Here is a 16,904-nt window from a genome sequence, read left to right on the forward strand (position 1 = left end):
CAACTGCTTATGCCTGACGGAAGAAATAGAAAGGATATTCAAATAGGAGACTTGGTAGAAGTGGTCCAAAAACATCACCAACGTACCGGAGAACTTACGGAAGGATTGGTGAAGAGGATATTGACCAAATCACCCCAGCATCCCCATGGAATAAAAGTGCAACTCGATACCGGTGAAGTAGGAAGAGTGAAAAATATCATGGAGGAAGAATAAAAAAAGGAGCGTTTAACGCTCCTTTTTTAAATATTTACATCCAAGCACTCCAAGGAATTCTTGAAAGGATCAAAAGCAAAGCAATTCCATAAAACATATACAGGCTTCTGAATCTGGCCCTGTCTTGCGTCAATTTTTTGGCACGGCTATAACCTACAGTTACCAAGACCACCGCAATAATATTCATGAGTGGATGCTCAAGGGCGTACAATCTACTTACAGCATCCCCCATGGCATTTCCGCTGGATAGATTGCTGAATCCCAAGGGGCTAATAAAATAGATGATGATGCCTACCAATAACTGAATGTGGAGCGGAATAAGGCCTATAAGCCCAAATTTACGGTCCTTATCAGTAAAGTTCCTGTTGCCCAAAGCACCGATCAGCGCATAAATAAAAACGGCTATCAAACCGGCCAGGACCAAATAGGCCATTCCGGAGTGAAGATGTTGAATTCCTGTTTGCATGTTGTCTCTTATTTTTGATACTCAAATTAACGCAAAACTTAGGAGATTTAAACGGATTTTAATCACTTTGTGTTGAGCGGACAGGGGGATTTATTGCTATGGGTTGGTTTATTTTATGGTATCTGCTTGAAGATTATCGGCATAACTGCTGCCGATTGGAACTGTGTGTTTGTTTACGGTGACTTGATGTCGTTCTATTTTGTCAATTTTTGACTTGTTGACAATGAACGAACGATGAATGCGGCAAAAGTAGCTTGGCAACAACTTTTCAGCTTCTGAAAAGGTCATTCTTGTTAAAATCTTGCTTTCGTTTGTCTGGAAGGTGACATAATTTCCCGATGCCTCCAAGAAGAGAATGTCTTCCAGCTGGACCTTTACCTGTTCATAGCCGGTTTTGAGAAAAATGGAGGTGTTTTCGGGATGTTGTTGGTTTTTTAGCATCCAGAGCTCGTTTGCTTTGGTGCAGGCCTTGATGAAGCGGGGGAGGGAAAAGGGCTTAAGGAGGTAATCGACTGCATCGAGCTCAAAGCTCTTGACGGCATGTTCCGAGTATGCTGTGCTGAATATGATCATCGGGTTATGCTGGGGAAGCTCAGCAAATTCTATCCCTGAAATGTCAGGCATTTTGATATCCAAAAAGATCAGGTCCACAGGATTTTCCTGTAAGTAGTCCAGTGCCTTGAAGGCATTGGTAAAGGTGTCCTTCAGGTCCACAAAGGAGACCTTGGAAGTATGGCTTTTGATTACTTCCAAGGCCATAGGTTCATCATCGATGGCAATTGCGTTGAGCATGGATCAGGATTTGTTCATTTGTATGGATAAATGTACAAAATATTCCATATCATTTTCCCGGATCACCAGTTCGTGGCGCTCTGGGTAGAGCAGCTGGAGCCGTTGCCTGACATTGGGAAGGCCGATACCAGAGTGCTTTTCTGGGTCATCGTCATTTTTAAGATGGATGCTATTGTGGATGTCCATGTGCAGCGAGCCTTCCAGGCACCTGAGGTTGATCCGTACCCAGGATTTTTTCTGGAGGCTGATGCCATGTTTAAATGCATTTTCGATAAAAGGGATCAGCAGCATTGGGGCGATGTTGCCCTTGCAGTGCTCATCTTTTCTGCTGAATTCAATGCTGATATTTTCCTGTGCTTCGATCCGTAGCTGTTGAAGGTCCACATAATTGATCAGGTAGTCAATCTCCCTGTTCAGCGGAATGGTTTCTTGGGTGTTTTCGTGGAGCATGAACCGCATCATATCGCCCAGCTTTTGGATGCTTTCTGCCGTTTTTTCCGCATTTTCCTGAAGCGAAATCCCATAAATGGTATTGAGCGCATTGAAGAGGAAATGGGGATTGATCTGGTTGCGGAGTTGTTTGAGGTCTGTGGTTTTTTCCACTAGCTGCACATTGAGTTCATCCATTTTTTCGATATATCCCTGGTATTTGTGGAACAGTGCATTGGAGATGGGATTGATTACCAAAACCAATAATGCGATGGCTACCAAACCGACCAGGATGGCTTCTTCATCTCCGGAACCAGCAGCGATTGTTAAAAATAACGCAGCCATAAATCCGATCAACAGCCAATAATAGATTTTTGAAGCCTTGTTTTGGCCTGTTTGCTTTTTACGATAGACCAAGAAGTAATTATAAATGAAAATGACAATAAGTGAAGGGACTACAAAAGCATAGATAATCAGGATCAGTTCGTGGAAAAAGCGATGAAATTTGAACAAAAATGTCAATAGAAATACATACAGCACTACCAACCTGGAAATATTGTATCCCAGATAGTTTGGTGTTGTTTGTGCTATAGTGGCCTTTTTTAAAAAAGATACCACAAACATGTACCCCACATAGAGCGCCACTGCGGCAAAGTAAAAGGGGATGAACATGTCTTTACCCCATTCTGCCCCCATATAAAAAGCACCTGTAGCCAGCCATGAAAGGATGAAAATTAACAGGCTAAAAAGAATGAGTTTCCATGTTTTGCCGTCAGTTTGATAAATAGGGACTACTTTCATGTGCATAAAATAAAAGGCAGCGAAAAGGATGGCGGGAATGAAAATGGTAGAAAAATACCGTGCCATTTGATCGGGATTTTCCCCTCCGATATAACCTATACTGATTTTACCACCCAGGATATTGGTCAGGATGATCAGGAAGAATACACCTGATACCATCCACCACTCTGTTTGTTTAAATTGTAAAGCTCTTTCTTTCATGTTCAAATTTGGTAAATAATGATGAAGCAATGATAGTCTTTGCCCAAACGGTTCCCAAAAAAATGTGACCAATGACGGGGTTTATGGGATGAAGCGGCAATTTAGAGAAAAGTATCAAGTAGCAAGACGCAAGTATCAAGATGGAACAAAGGATCAAGCGGAAAAGTTGGGGGGATTAGGGTTGGTTTCGATAGCACGCAGATGATGCGGATTAATAAGATTTACGCTGATTTTTTTATACAGGAGCAGGCCATTCCTATTGCTAAATTAAAGGGAAATATGCTTACCAAAATCACCTGGAAATCGCTCATCCCCCAGAAATATTGCTGGGTCCGTTATATGCCCAGTTGATTTCCGATTGCTCCCCAAACCTTCCAACCTCATAACCTTGTATAGCAAAAAAAAAGGTGACACGAGGGCCACCAGTTTAGGGTTTTATAGGTATTGATAGGATGTTTTATTTTTGATTGTTTAAAGTAGTTTAAAATATCATTCCGCTCCAAACACAAAGTTTCCGCAAACGGTTGTGCAATCAATTTCGGAACGATAATTTATATGATTTCTAAATAATAGCATTAAAATATTGGGCATGTGATGGGGTTTATGTAGGTTCATGTTCTTAATTTTGGAATGGATAAGTAAGTACAGAAAATGTCCGAAAAGCATCAATTAACATTAAAAGACATTGCCAAAGAATTGGGCTTGGCGGTCTCCACCGTTTCCAGAGCACTGAAGTCACATCCTGACATCAGCGAGGAGACGATCAAGCTGGTGAAAGACTATGCCGAAAAGCATCATTATGTGCCCAATTTGCTTGCGGTGAATTTCAGAAAGAGCAAAACGTTTAATATAGGGCTGATCATCCCGGAGCTGGTCCACCAGTTTTTTTCGTCCATCATTAGCGGGGTGCTCAGCGAATCCAATGCATATGGCTATAATGTCATGATCTGCCAATCCAATGAGCATGTAGAGGATGAAAAGAAAGTAGCCAAGGCACTGCTAAACAGTAGGGTGGATGGTGTGATCATTTCACTTTCCAATGAAACGACAGAAGTGGCCCATTTGGAGGAGTTTTTAGCAGCAGAGATTCCTGTGGTGCAAGTGGATAAGATCATTGAGACATTTGATACACCCAAGGTTATCGTCAATGATTACAGCGGAGCGCATCAGGCGGTGACCGAATTGATCAAAAAAGGTTATCAAAAAATCGCCCATATCCGGGGAAGGCTAAACGTCCATCATTCCAATGAGCGTTTTAGAGGGTATGCGGAAGCATTGGCCGAAAATGGGGTGAAGTATCCTAATGATTATATTAAGGTATGTGAGCACCTTACCCAAGAGGAAGGATATGAGTTTGCCAAATCTCTGATGGAAACCGAAAATCCTCCTGATGCCATTTTTTGCGTGACAGATCTGGTGGCATTGGGTGTAATGCAGTACCTTAAGCAGCATAACATCCACGTGCCCGATCAAGTGGGAGTGATCGGATTTAGCAACTGGCAGCTAGGGGAAATTATCAGCCCAACACTAAGTACTGTACACCAGCCAGGCTTTGAATTGGGGGAAAAAGCAACAGCCCTGTTAATCGATAAAATCACAAATGGACTGGAAAGCCCCAATGAACAAGTCGTGCTGGATGCTGACCTGATCGTAAGAGAATCGGTTAGATCATGAGTTTTCTAGGTTTGTTAACAATTTGGATATCCTAGGGTAATATAGCGTTAATTTTTAGGGAAAAATGTAGGCAGTTGCTTAAAAGAAAATTAACTTTGATCAAATTACACATGCGATGGAGACTGGCCTTACCTTCTTGATGTTTACACTTGCCTATGGCTTGTGTTTTCTATCATTTTACCCCGAAAGATATTTGAAAAAATTCAGCTATAAGTATTCCCATAAAAACATACCGGAATACAAGAAATTTAGGTTAGCTGAACCAATGTTTTTTAGTTTTTTGGCAGGTTACGTAGTGGCCTTCGCCGTCTTGTTCCTGATGCCTTGAATTTTTCGAGCTACCTGTATAAGTGGGAAGTTTTCAGTGAAATGTGCGGTTCGAACAAGCCATATTTCTGGGGGAATGTTTTTAGGTCAACCAAATAGAAACAATAGGACTATACTTCCCCGATCGCCTTAGCTGCACAGCCTATGCTTTAGGTGATGACCATTTGAATTGTAATTTACCCCAAATTTATTTGCATGCCATCCAACAAAAGGTAGTGGCTTCGTCAAGCCTCCTTTATTATAAAAAATCAGCGGATATATTTTCTATAGGCGTCATCAGCGAGCCATCAAAATGGTTCCTCAGCCCCACCTTTTCCGCTTTATCCGTTCCGAATACCTCACAATCACTTAATACCCCAATAATGATTAGCCACCAAGGCTCAAAGGTACAATTTTCCTTTTAAGCAGTGGACAGTCGATCAATATCAAGAAAGTGATTGATTTTCCTTGGATGCAAGTTCGAGTATTTTATCAAACTCACTAGGCTCTAGATCTTTGAAGAAGTAATGGACAGGATTAATGGTGCGTCCGTCCTTGATGACTTCGTAGTGTATGTGAGGAGCCGTGGACGAACCCGTGTTCCCGACTGTTCCGATTTGGTCACCTCTTTTTATTCTTTGGCCCCTTCGCACATTGAATTCATTCATGTGCCCATACCTGGTCTCAAAACCAAAACCATGGTCTATGGTTACGGATTTTCCATAACCGCCAAATTCAGTTTTGACTTCTACCACCTTGCCATCTCCAGTCGCATAAATTGGCGTGCCTTTTGGAGCGGAGAAATCAATTCCCGTATGCATTTTTCGGACTTTCAGGATAGGGTGGATCCGCATGCCATAACCGGAAGCCAATCTTTTGAGGTCTTCGTTATGAATGGGTTGTATGGCGGGAATAGAGGCCCAGTATTCTTCTTTATTGAGGGCTTTGTCCGCTAATTCATCGTAGGAAAGTGATTGGATGTACATTTGCTTTTTGAGCTTGCCCACTTTGCTCATGACATCCATGATCAGGTCTTCTTGTTGGAGCCCTTTTTCTTTTAGCTCCCTAAAGCGATCAGATCCGCCATAGCCTGCATCTCTAATGGAGGAGGGGATGGGCTCGGATTCGAAGATGACACGATAAAGGTTGTCATCGCGATCCTTTAGGTCGGTCATCATCTCGTTAAGATGAGAGACTTCTTTTTCCATCATCTCGTAATATAGCTTTAGCTCTTCGTTTTCTTGTTTTAGCATCAGCTCCTTTGGGCTGTCGAAGTAATAGCTAAAGATCATAAGGATCCCCACTGCAAAAATCGAAGATAAGGACAGGAAGCCAAGGACCCCTAATAAAATGTCCCATTTGCTCTTTGTGTATCGTTCGTATTTACAGGTTTTGGGATCGTAGTAATATTTTATTCTACTCATTATTAATTAAATGGTATTTCTCCTATTTTTGTACCCCTATGAATGGGTTTCTCGTGGAATGTCTCGCTTGAAACATGCCAATATAGGCATATCAGTTGTATAATCCGAATAATTTAAGCATATAACATCTTACATGGACGCTAAAAGAATCAGAAGTACTTTTATCGAGTATTTCCAATCCAAGCAACATCAATTTGTACCTTCTGCACCTATCGTGGTCAAAAATGACCCGACACTTATGTTTACTAATGCAGGAATGAACCAGTTTAAGGACTATTTCCTTGGAAATGAGACTCCTGCGAGCACTCGTGCCACTAACAGCCAAAAGTGCCTAAGAGTTTCCGGCAAGCATAATGACCTGGAAGAAGTAGGCGTAGACACCTATCACCATACAATGTTTGAGATGCTGGGGAATTGGTCTTTTGGTGATTACTTTAAGAAAGAAGCCATTGCCTGGTCTTGGGAGTTATTGACCGAAATTTATAAGCTGCCCGTGGACAGACTTTATGTGACCGTCTTCGAAGGTAATGAAGGAGATGGCCTGGAGCGGGACATGGAAGCATTCGACATGTGGACCGAGCATGTGGACAAGGAAAAGATCCTGTTTGGGAACAAAACGGATAACTTTTGGGAAATGGGAGATGTAGGGCCTTGTGGCCCATGTTCGGAAATTCACATTGACCTGCGGTCTGAAGAAGAAATCAAGGCAAAGCCAGGCAAAGAGCTGGTCAATGCAGACCATCCACAGGTAATAGAAGTCTGGAACCTGGTATTTATTCAGTTTAACAGACAGGCCAATGGCAGTCTTTCAGAGCTTCCAGCTAAGCATATCGATACAGGAATGGGTTTTGAAAGGCTGGTACGTGCCATCCAGAACAAGACTTCCAATTATGACACAGATGTCTTTACACCTTTTATCGCTGCTGTGGAGAAGAAATCGGGAAAGAAATATGGCGAAGACGAGACGATCGACATTGCTATCCGTGTGATCGTCGACCACATCCGTGCCATTTCCTTTACCATCGCAGATGGACAGTTGCCTTCCAACAACAAAGCTGGCTATGTCATCAGGAGGATTTTGAGAAGAGCGGTAAGGTATGGTTATACCTTCCTTGGCTTTCATGAACCTTTTCTGCATGAACTTTTGCCGCTATTGTCAGCCCATTTTGGAGAGATGTTTCCGGAAATTGCCTCACAGCAAGATTTTATTGCCAAAGTCATTTATGAAGAAGAGGCTGCTTTCTTGCGTACCTTGGACAATGGCCTGAAGCGGCTCGACCAGATCAAGACAGATTTGGCAGGAAAGGGGGAGCGTGTGATTTCCGGTAAGGTGGCCTTTGAACTATACGATACCTTTGGTTTTCCGCTGGACCTGACTTCCTTGATCGCAAGGGAAAATGGTATTTCTGTGGATGAAAAAGGCTTTGATGCAGAAATGGCCAAGCAGAAAAAGCGCTCAAGAGCTGCGGCAGAACAGGAAACCGGTGACTGGGTGCCGGTCAGTGAGGAGGCAGGTGTGCAATTTGTAGGATATGACCGCCTGGAGACGACCAGTAATATTATCAAATACAGGGAAATAAAAGAGAAAAAAGGCACCAAGTACCAATTGGTGCTTGAAGAAACACCGTTCTATGCCGAAAGTGGTGGACAGGTAGGCGATAAGGGTGTGTTGATAGGGAAGGATGAAACCATCATGGTCCTGGACACCAAAAAGGAAAATGACCTTATTGTGCACTTTGTGGAAAAACTTCCTCAAGACCCTGAGGCTACTTTTACGGCGAAAGTGGATGGAGCAAAGAGGGCGCTGACCATGAATAACCATACGGCTACGCACTTACTTCATGCGGCACTTAAGGAAGTGTTGGGAGACCATGTGCAGCAGAAGGGGTCACTGGTAAATGAGCAATTATTGCGCTTTGATTTTTCTCACTTCAGCAAATTGAGTGATGAGGAAATTGCGCAGGTGGAGCGTATCGTCAATCAAAAGGTGCGTGAGAACATCCCATTGCTCGAGCAAAGAAATGTGCCTATAGAAGAGGCGAAGAAAATGGGCGCCACAGCACTGTTTGGCGAAAAATACGGGGAGTTTGTCCGTGTAATCACCTTTGGTAAAGACTATTCGGTCGAGCTTTGTGGAGGAACCCATGTCCCGTACACGGGCCAAATCGGTTTATTCAAGATCGTTTCGGAAGGATCGATTTCCTCCGGCGTGAGAAGAATAGAAGCAATTACAGCAGATGCTGCCGAGCAATATGTCCATGAGCAGGTTGATGTGGTAAAGTCACTTCAGGAATTGCTGAAAAGTCCTAAGGATATCACCAAGGCCGTGGAAGCATTGGTACAAGAGCGAAATGAGTTGAAAAAGGAAATTGAGTCCTTTCACTTGAAGCAGGCCGGAACCTTAAAGAATGAGCTTATCCAGGCTGTTCAACAGGTCAGCGGAACCAATCAAATCATCTCCAAGGTAACCCTTCCTTCCGCAGATGCCCTCAAAAAACTGGCATTTGAATTGAAGAACGAGGTGGATCAAGTTATTGCTGTCATTGCAGCCGATATCGGTGGCAAGCCGCAGATTGCCGTGGTCATCGCTGATGAATTGGTAAAGGAAAAATCCCTTAATGCCGGCAATGCCGTCCGCGAACTGGCCAAGGAAATCCAAGGTGGAGGAGGTGGACAGCCATTCTTTGCTACAGCGGGAGGACAGAAGGTAGAAGGGCTGGATCAGGTGGTCATAAAGGCCAAGGAGATGTTTTCTGCCATCTAATCATGTAATAGCCAGTTATGAATTTGGTTTTGGGGTAAAACTCTGCCATTTTTGGTTAATTTAACTATAGAACACACTATTCATTAAGTAAAATGCCTTCACAGGAGATAAAAGATAAATACGAGTTGGTAGTTGGACTGGAAGTCCACGTTCAGTTGCTGACCAAAAGTAAAATGTACGCTTCGGATTCCACAGAATTCGGAAACTTGCCAAATTCTAATATTTCAGTCATCACACTTGGCCATCCAGGTACACTTCCAAAAGTGAACAAACGGGCGGTGGAATTTGCGATGAAACTTGGTTTGGCCTGTAAAAGTGAAATCACACGGAACAATATTTTTGCCCGTAAGAACTATTTCTATCCGGACCTTCCAAAAGGGTATCAGTTGACCCAGGATAAAAATCCTGTTTGTGTAGGAGGTACTGTGGCCATTACACTAGAAAAGTCAGGAGTCACGCGTGATATCGAGCTTACCCGAATTCACATGGAGGAAGATGCTGGTAAATCCATGCACCTTGCCGGCGAAGTGGACACCCTGGTGGATTATAACCGGGCAGGAGTGCCTTTATTGGAGATTGTGACGGAGCCATGTATCAGGGCATCTGAAGAAGCGTATCAGTTTATGTCAGAAATCAGGAAGCTGGTACGTTATTTGGATATCTGTGATGGAAATATGGAAGAAGGATCCATGCGGTGTGATGCCAATATCTCCATCCGGTTGAAAGGGGAGACCGAATTGGGTAAGAAGGTGGAAGTGAAAAACATGAACTCCTTCCGAAATGTCGCCAGGGCCATTGAGCATGAGTTTGATCGTCAGATTGACATGATGGAAAAAGGGGAGACGATCATCAGCGAAACGAGAACCTTTGATGCCACCACTGGACTTACAGCAGGTATGCGGACCAAGGAGGACCTCAATGACTACAGGTATTTTCCAGAGCCGGACCTTAGTCCTGTGGTGATTTCAGAAGATTGGCTGGAAAGCATCAAGGCGTCCATGCCTTCATTGCCTCGTGAACTGCATGAACGATTCGTGACGGTTTTTGGTCTACCGGAGTATGATGCCAATGTGTTGACCGACAGCAAGGAAATCGCTTTGTATTTTGAAGAACTATGTAGTGAAACCAATAACTACAAAGCTGCATCCAACTGGATGATGGGGCCTGTGAAATCTTATTTGAATGAGCTGACCCTTCATATTGAGGATTTTCCTGTCCGGCCAAAACAATTGGCCAGTTTGATAGCGTTAATTGATGAAGGAAAAGTGAATTTCTCTGTGGCTTCCCAGAAGGTATATCCTGAGATGATCAAGAACCCTTCGCAGACACCACTGGAGATCGCGCAGAAGCTCAATCTGATCCAGGAAAGCGATGAAGGTTCGCTAAAGCCAATCGTAGAAAGCGTGCTGGCTGAAAACGAAGCAAAGGTAGCAGAATATAAGTCCGGTAAGAAAGGACTACTCGGGATGTTTATGGGACAAGTAATGAAAAAGTCCAAAGGAAAGGCCGACCCTAAAGTGGCCAATAAAATTTTAACAGAACTCTTAGAAAACTAATTTCATGACTAAGTTTAATTATATGTTTTTGCTTGCTGCCTTATTAATGGTGGCAGCCTGTTCCAATGAAGTGAAAGAAGAGGCTTTCGATGGTGAAGTAGTTATCAGTGGGAAGTTGGAAAACACTCCGGAGGGCGTATTGATTCTTTCCAGATATACCGATAACAGCGTCGAGCCCATCGATACGCTGACCTTAAAAGATAATGGCAAATTTGAATATAATCTCAGCCTGGAAGGGCCGACATTTTATGAGCTTGATCTTTATGGTGTAAAGCAGATTAGACTGGCACTTTTCAATGAAGACGTGGCGGTAAATTATGATTTTGATAATGAAGAAAGCCTTGCTGTATCCGGTTCATTTGACACCGAACAGGTAGGGAAAGTGGATCAATTGGCGGATGATTATCAAGAGCAGATCAACCAATTAAACAATGATTATTACGAAGCACTTTCTGCAAAAGACGAAGCGGCCGTAAAAAGCATTCAGGAAAAAGCACTGACATTGGAATCTGATCATTCGACCAAAGTTAAAAATACCATAGATGGCATGAAGGGAAGTTTCGCGGCATTGGCAGCAGTGGGAATGCTTAATCCCCGAAACGATTTCTCTTATATCGATAGCCTGGTGGTGGAGCTGGACAAGAAATATCCTGAAACCAAAATGATTGTGGCACTCAAGCAGCAACTTGATGAAATGCGGGCACTGAGCATCGGTCAGCCGGCTCCCGAGATAGCACTCCCTAATCCAGAAGGAGAGGAAGTGAAGCTTTCCGATTTTAAAGGAAAATATGTGTTGATAGACTTTTGGGCTGCTTGGTGTAAGCCTTGTAGGGAAGAAAACCCCAATGTGGTCAGATTGTACAATGAATACAACGAGAAAGGATTTGAAGTATTCGGAGTGTCTTTGGATAGGAGTAGAGATGCATGGTTAAAGGCCATAGAAGAGGATAACTTAACCTGGACGCACGTTTCCGATTTAAAATACTTTAATTCTGAAGCTGCAGCTACTTATAAAATAAATGCTATTCCTGCGACATACATGGTTGATCCTGAGGGTAAAATCATAGCAAAGGACCTGAGAGGGCCAGCTTTGGAAAATAAATTAAAAGAAATTTTCGAATAATGGAATGCTTTTTGTTCAATAGCATTAGCCGGAATTTTAAATAACCATCGTATTTAATTATTAATCTATCTAACATGAAAAAAAGTAGTTTTAAATCACCACTAAGCAGGTTAGTCACCCTAGTTCTTTTTGGGTTGTTAGCCATGGGTGCTTGTAAGAGTAAGAAGAAAGTAGTAGAAGCTGCTCCAGAACCGGCACCAGTAGAAGAGCAGGCACCTGCTCCTGCTCCCGATCCAGAACCCACTGCAGAAGAAGTAGCTGTAGGTAAGTTGGAGGGATATTTCTCTACAATCGCATCCGCCAGCAGTGTACAAAGTGCCAATAGCTCTATTCAGGAAGCTTTGAGTATGTTTTCGAATCAAAATACACCCGTTTTGATCGTTATTCATGAGGAAAATGGTATCAAGGATTATGATGAGCCCACGAACATCGCCAAATACCTCAATTACCTTAAGGATACCAAGAAGAACCTAAACTTCATCAGTGATGTGAGATTGGATGGTAGCGGAAAAATCACTGAACTGGAACTTCGTCGTAGATAAAATAAGGAACACTGAAAAAAATAACCATGAAAAAACATATTCAAGCATTCATTCTACTGTTTTTTGCGACTGGCCTCATCGCGGCGGCGCAATCTGATAACATCAGCCCTCAAAGGAAGCAGGCCATTGATTCATTGGCACTGGAAAAGGTAAAAGACCTTAGTAAGTATATCAGCATCATCGGGAGTAAGGATACCCAATTTTCTGAAGCAAACAGGGTAATGGACCGTGCTGAGGAACTCTTTTCACCAGGGTCTGAGATGGGCGTTTCTTCTTTGAGCTCTCAAGATGTAGCATATTATCCTGTAAGAAGGTATTTTGAGCGTCTGATGGCCCTTAACTATGATAATGTGACCATTAGCTGGTACGATATCCATTATATCTCTGATCTGGAAAGACAGCCTGACGGAAGATATGTAGGTGTTGTGACGATTTATCAGCGATTTGAGGGTACATCTGTAGAAACAGGCCTAAACTATAAAGACACCACCAAGAAAGACATCACTATTTATGTAGAGAAAAAACAAACTCAGGTAGCCGGAAGAACTATCGAGTTTTGGGATGTGATGCTAGGTGATATTAGAGTGACTGAAACTTCCGCATGAAGAAATTAAGCTTATTAGCAATTATCATAATTTCATCCATACAATTTGTCTCGGGGCAGGGCTTAGGCGGCCCCGGGCAAATTAAGGATGACGGCAGATTCGCTGCCTCTACCAAACAACTAAACCAATTCTTTCGAAGATTTAATGCTGAAGAAAGCGAGGATGGACTGACACGGTACCACAATGGTGATGAGATGTACCATAATCGTGAGCTCCGAATAAAATACGTCAATTTACTTTTTGATAATGAGACTTCTAATATCACCAAGAGCCTCAAGCAAGAATTTATAGATCATGTTACTGCTGAAAATTACCCGCAATACCTGAGCTTCCACAGGGAAAACTGGTTTGCCGAAGTGTCGTCAGTGTTTACCTTCAAAGGTAAAAGAACCAATGTGACATTGTTTATGGAAATTCAGCAGGAAGGACTTGGGTTTGAGTGGGTCATAAAGGAAGTGGCTTTTGATGGATTCAAACCTTATTTCGATAAAAAAGAGGGCAAGGAAAAACCGTTCCTGCATCCGTTGAGTCATGAGCTGGGCTTTATGAACCTTAGAAAAGCCCTTCAGGATAATGATACCCCTGAATCATATACTTCCGATGGTTATAAACCCGACTATCTAACACTTTTTCTTTACGAGATCAAAAGTGGCAATATGAAATTTGAAACGGTAAATGGAGTTAAATTTCATTTTTTCCAGATTGGAGACTGGTATTTTGAAGTTTCTCAGTTTAACCGTCCCGGTTTCAATACCGGCTGGCTTATTAGTAACCTTACTAAAGTGGCCGATGCAGAAGAAAAGGAGGCTATTTTAAATTATATCTATGATCAGAAGTAGGCTATATATCGTCTTATTGGGATTGGTCCTTGTGCCCGGAATGGTATTTTCCCAGGATTTGGGAGATTATTCGAAACAGGAAGTAAAAGATTTTTCCCAGAAAGTAGAGGATCAGATACAATTTCTTGAGTATTTCCTCAATACTGTAGGAAACGCCGAGACATCGGCGAGGGACAAGGATGTGATCATTACCGAAAGTTACAAGAAAATTTTCCGTGATGATAAGGTACAAGTAGAAGATGATCTCCTGCTGGACCGTCAGGTGATCACTAATAAGGATGTGCCCGCTTACTTGAAAGATGTAGAGTTTTTCTTTAAAGATGCCAGTTTTAAGTTTAAAGTAAGGGATGTTAAGCCCTTTCTCAGGGATAATGACGAGCTGTCCTTTTTGGTTTCCATGGATAGGACGCTCAAAGCGACCGGTTTGGATGATGAAGCTATTGAGAATACCAAGCCTCGTTTTGTTGAAGTGAATTTGGATCCACAATCCAATGAATTGAAAATTGCCAGTATCTATACCACTAAGCTGAGCCGTGATGAAGAATTGACCGAATGGTGGCGTAACCTTTCATTGGAGTGGGAAACGTATTTTAGAGAGCATTTTGGGCTGATCGAAGATTCTATCACTGTGGATCACCTTAACCGGATAAGTGCCATTGACAGTTTGGATCTGTCCGGTAATAAGCTTATCCAAGACCTGAATCCTTTGGAATCCCTAAGGGATCTTAAATATATCGATATCAGTAATACGATGATCAGGGAACTGGGCCCTATCAGTAACGTAACCTATTTGGCTTATTTAGATGTTTCCAATACACCTACATCTGATATTCAGTTTGTGAAATATTCCGATAATTTGCAGTACCTGAACATTTCCAGTACACTGATCGAGAATATTGACGACCTCACTTCCTTGACCAATCTTAAGGTGCTGATCGCCGAGAATACTCCTTTGATGAGCTTTGCGGGCCTAAGTTCATTTACCGGATTGGAGGAGCTTAATCTGGAAAAAAGTGGCCTCAATAATGTGGAAAATATCCATCAGCTGACCAACTTGAAGCGATTGAATATCAGCGGAAACTATTTGATCAACTTTGAATTTCTGGCAGACCTTAAAAACCTCGAAGAGATCAACCTGTCCAAGACCAATATAGGGAGTTTGGATCCGTTGAAAGATCTTGAGCATCTGGCAGTGGTAAAGATCAATGAAACTTCCGTGAACAACCTTGGGCCACTGGCCCAAAAAGAGAGTCTTGCAACCGTATATGCGGACAGGACCGAAATAGCGGAGGAACAGGCCAATGCCTTTGCGGTAAGCAACAGAAAGGTGTTATTGATCCATAATGTAGAGAATTTACAATCTTGGTGGACGACATTGCCCGAAGGGTGGGAAGTGGTCCTCAGAAAGTATATTCCAGGCAATAGTGGCAGGATGCCATCAGTGGAAGAAATCAGTAGGATTGTAGGGGTGGACTCCCTGGATCTATCCGGCAGTGAAATTATTAATCTGCGCCCTGTCATCAAGTTTAAAAAACTCATTTCCCTGAAGTTTGATGATACCAAAATCCATGAGTTGAGCCCTGTCAGGGAGCTTCAAACCCTAAAACAGCTTTCAGCCAACTATGCGCCTATTGCAAATGTGGAGGATATTGGCAAAATAGAGGGCTTAGAAAGGTTATCCTTAAAGGAAACACTGGTTTCCAGTGTAGAGCCGTTGCAGAAGCTTCGTAGTCTAGAATATCTTGATGTGGATGGCACTGAGGTGCCCAAGTGGGAGGTGCAGGCCCTGCTTCAAGTCGTTCCTGATGCCAATATCATTTTCAGATCAGACGAGCTTAAAGGCTGGTGGAACAGCTTGGATGGTGTTTGGAAAACGCTCTTTGTGGAAGAATTTAATATTTCTACAGAACCAAATTCCCGTGAATTGCACAAACTTACTTCTAGCAGGGAATTGAAAATCCAGCGAAAAAGCATTCAGAATTTGAGGCCTTTGGTGGATTTTATCAACCTGCATACTTTACAAATCCATGATGTGCCGTTAAATGACATTGCTGATCTGGCGAGTTTCGAACTGATTAAAAATCTAAGTATAACCCAAGCGCCGATTACCACGGTGGAGCCCTTGGCACGATTACAGACGCTAGAGCACCTTAACCTGTCCAATACCGGTGTGGAAGACCTTCGTCCGCTGGAGGGATTGACGAATTTGAAAACATTGATTTTGTCGGGAACCAGCGTAAGGAGATTAAGAGGGCTGGATACGTTGCATAAGCTAGAGGAACTGGATATAGCCAGTACTGATGTTCGTAGCATCAGGGATATTGAAGACCTTCATGGACTGAAAAAGCTAAGCTGCTTTAACACCCGAATCAACAGCAGGCAGATCGATAGATTTAAAGAGTCCAACCCTGAGTGTGAAGTAAGGTATTATTAGGAGAAAGAAATTAATATGGTATTATTAAAAGGCCGTGGCAGGATAGACTGTCACGGTTTTTTTATTAATCCAATATAAGGATTTATACGAGTTTTATTCTTTTCCAGTGACCATAAGCAATTGGTCTCAGGGATAGATTTTAATCTTACAGACCAGTGAAACCGCTTTTAGATGAGCGACTGCGTATTCCACTAGCTATGCCATTCTAACAATGCCTTTGTCCCCGATACCATGGGCAGGCTATTCCGATCCCGATACATCGGGAAGGAATCTCTTAACCTCAGTTCGATTATAAAACCGTCACCGCGAGCCTGTCTACAGCCAAAGGCAGGCTTGTCTGGTGCCAAACAGAGCTTAGAGGAAGATTTGAGGGGAGGAAGCCGCGGCAGCTCGCAACGTAGGAAAAACCGTCATCGCGAACGGAGTGAAGCGATCCCGTATCTGAAAACGAGATTGCCGCGTCGCAAGCTCCTCGCAATGACGTTTTTGATGCTAATTATGAGTCGAACTCAGGTTCTTATTAAAAATTGAGATCCCTCCTCAAGTCGGGATGACAACGAATTAGAAATTGTGATTTATATAACATTTTTTTTAAACGCGATTGCCCTGTCTTACAGACCCAATTGTCTAATAAAGAGAGTGTTTAATCAAAAAAATGGAAAACGTTCTTGCCCGCAGCTGCATTGGGGCAATAAACAAACCGGAATAGCCATTGGGCTTTTCCGGTTTGGCTTA

The 16,904-nt window shown here is 42.7% G+C and carries 13 protein-coding genes; 9 read left to right on the forward strand and 4 right to left on the reverse strand.

Annotation, left to right across the window (positions count from 1 at the left end; all coding sequences use genetic code 11):
• Window positions 1-9 precede the first annotated feature (9 nt).
• Complete coding sequence (locus FKX85_RS14325; RefSeq protein WP_141615386.1) at window positions 10-213, forward strand: YwbE family protein; 204 nt, start codon at window positions 10-12, stop codon at window positions 211-213.
• Between the two features lie 34 nt (window positions 214-247).
• Here the strand turns inward: FKX85_RS14325 and FKX85_RS14330 are convergent, their stop codons facing one another.
• From FKX85_RS14330 to FKX85_RS14340, 3 genes are all read right to left on the reverse strand, one after another.
• The gene (locus tag FKX85_RS14330) at window positions 248-679 is read right to left on the reverse strand and encodes a hypothetical protein (protein WP_141615387.1); all 432 of its coding nucleotides are present in this window, start codon (window positions 677-679) and stop codon (window positions 248-250) included.
• A 108-nt stretch (window positions 680-787) separates the two neighbouring features.
• On the reverse strand, window positions 788-1,471 hold the full coding sequence (locus tag FKX85_RS14335; protein ID WP_141615388.1) for a LytR/AlgR family response regulator transcription factor: 684 nt from the start codon (window positions 1,469-1,471) through the stop codon (window positions 788-790).
• Window positions 1,472-1,474: 3 nt separating this feature from the next.
• Complete coding sequence (locus FKX85_RS14340; RefSeq protein WP_141615389.1) at window positions 1,475-2,902, reverse strand: sensor histidine kinase; 1,428 nt, start codon at window positions 2,900-2,902, stop codon at window positions 1,475-1,477.
• 651 nt (window positions 2,903-3,553) lie between these two features.
• On the opposite strand from FKX85_RS14340, the gene FKX85_RS14345 reads away from it, so the two are divergent.
• The gene (locus FKX85_RS14345) at window positions 3,554-4,576 is read left to right on the forward strand and encodes a LacI family DNA-binding transcriptional regulator (protein WP_141615390.1); all 1,023 of its coding nucleotides are present in this window, start codon (window positions 3,554-3,556) and stop codon (window positions 4,574-4,576) included.
• A 752-nt stretch (window positions 4,577-5,328) separates the two neighbouring features.
• On the opposite strand, the gene FKX85_RS14355 is transcribed toward FKX85_RS14345, so the two are convergent.
• A complete protein-coding gene (locus FKX85_RS14355; protein WP_141615392.1) occupies window positions 5,329-6,306 on the reverse strand; it encodes a M23 family metallopeptidase in 978 nt (325 codons plus the stop codon).
• Between the two features lie 133 nt (window positions 6,307-6,439).
• On the opposite strand from FKX85_RS14355, the gene alaS reads away from it, so the two are divergent.
• The 7 genes from alaS (at window position 6,440) to FKX85_RS14390 (ending at window position 16,169) form a co-directional block, all read left to right on the forward strand.
• A complete protein-coding gene (gene alaS / locus FKX85_RS14360) occupies window positions 6,440-9,070 on the forward strand; it encodes an alanine--tRNA ligase (RefSeq protein ID WP_141615393.1) in 2,631 nt (876 codons plus the stop codon).
• Window positions 9,071-9,162: 92 nt separating this feature from the next.
• Window positions 9,163-10,626 (forward strand): Asp-tRNA(Asn)/Glu-tRNA(Gln) amidotransferase subunit GatB, encoded by a 1,464-nt coding sequence (gene gatB / locus FKX85_RS14365; protein ID WP_141615394.1) that lies wholly within the window; start codon window positions 9,163-9,165, stop codon window positions 10,624-10,626.
• A 4-nt stretch (window positions 10,627-10,630) separates the two neighbouring features.
• A complete protein-coding gene (locus FKX85_RS14370; RefSeq protein ID WP_141615395.1) occupies window positions 10,631-11,749 on the forward strand; it encodes a TlpA disulfide reductase family protein in 1,119 nt (372 codons plus the stop codon).
• A gap of 74 nt (window positions 11,750-11,823) precedes the next feature.
• The gene (locus FKX85_RS14375) at window positions 11,824-12,291 is read left to right on the forward strand and encodes a nucleoid-structuring protein H-NS (protein WP_141615396.1); all 468 of its coding nucleotides are present in this window, start codon (window positions 11,824-11,826) and stop codon (window positions 12,289-12,291) included.
• Between the two features lie 26 nt (window positions 12,292-12,317).
• On the forward strand, window positions 12,318-12,896 hold the full coding sequence (locus FKX85_RS14380) for a hypothetical protein (RefSeq protein ID WP_141615397.1): 579 nt from the start codon (window positions 12,318-12,320) through the stop codon (window positions 12,894-12,896).
• On the forward strand, window positions 12,893-13,735 hold the full coding sequence (locus FKX85_RS14385) for a hypothetical protein (protein WP_141615398.1): 843 nt from the start codon (window positions 12,893-12,895) through the stop codon (window positions 13,733-13,735). Before FKX85_RS14380 ends, FKX85_RS14385 begins: the two co-directional genes overlap by 4 nt.
• A complete protein-coding gene (locus tag FKX85_RS14390) occupies window positions 13,722-16,169 on the forward strand; it encodes a leucine-rich repeat domain-containing protein (RefSeq protein ID WP_141615399.1) in 2,448 nt (815 codons plus the stop codon). The genes FKX85_RS14385 and FKX85_RS14390 overlap by 14 nt, the downstream gene beginning before the upstream one ends.
• Window positions 16,170-16,904: the final 735 nt, after the last annotated feature.

Origin of the sequence: Echinicola soli (assembly GCF_006575665.1) — a bacterium.
In the GTDB taxonomy this organism is placed as follows: domain Bacteria; phylum Bacteroidota; class Bacteroidia; order Cytophagales; family Cyclobacteriaceae; genus Echinicola; species Echinicola soli.

Excerpts from the sequence above, each read along its gene's own strand:
- FKX85_RS14325 (WP_141615386.1), top strand. The coding sequence starts at position 10 with ATGCCTGACGGAAGAAATAGAAAGGATATTCAAATAGGAGACTTGGTA.
- FKX85_RS14330 (WP_141615387.1), bottom strand. The coding sequence starts at position 679 with ATGCAAACAGGAATTCAACATCTTCACTCCGGAATGGCCTATTTGGTC.
- FKX85_RS14335 (WP_141615388.1), bottom strand. The coding sequence starts at position 1,471 with ATGCTCAACGCAATTGCCATCGATGATGAACCTATGGCCTTGGAAGTA.
- FKX85_RS14340 (WP_141615389.1), bottom strand. The coding sequence starts at position 2,902 with ATGAAAGAAAGAGCTTTACAATTTAAACAAACAGAGTGGTGGATGGTA.
- FKX85_RS14345 (WP_141615390.1), top strand. The coding sequence starts at position 3,554 with ATGTCCGAAAAGCATCAATTAACATTAAAAGACATTGCCAAAGAATTG.
- FKX85_RS14355 (WP_141615392.1), bottom strand. The coding sequence starts at position 6,306 with ATGAGTAGAATAAAATATTACTACGATCCCAAAACCTGTAAATACGAA.
- alaS (WP_141615393.1), top strand. The coding sequence starts at position 6,440 with ATGGACGCTAAAAGAATCAGAAGTACTTTTATCGAGTATTTCCAATCC.
- gatB (WP_141615394.1), top strand. The coding sequence starts at position 9,163 with ATGCCTTCACAGGAGATAAAAGATAAATACGAGTTGGTAGTTGGACTG.
- FKX85_RS14370 (WP_141615395.1), top strand. The coding sequence starts at position 10,631 with ATGACTAAGTTTAATTATATGTTTTTGCTTGCTGCCTTATTAATGGTG.
- FKX85_RS14375 (WP_141615396.1), top strand. The coding sequence starts at position 11,824 with ATGAAAAAAAGTAGTTTTAAATCACCACTAAGCAGGTTAGTCACCCTA.
- FKX85_RS14380 (WP_141615397.1), top strand. The coding sequence starts at position 12,318 with ATGAAAAAACATATTCAAGCATTCATTCTACTGTTTTTTGCGACTGGC.
- FKX85_RS14385 (WP_141615398.1), top strand. The coding sequence starts at position 12,893 with ATGAAGAAATTAAGCTTATTAGCAATTATCATAATTTCATCCATACAA.
- FKX85_RS14390 (WP_141615399.1), top strand. The coding sequence starts at position 13,722 with ATGATCAGAAGTAGGCTATATATCGTCTTATTGGGATTGGTCCTTGTG.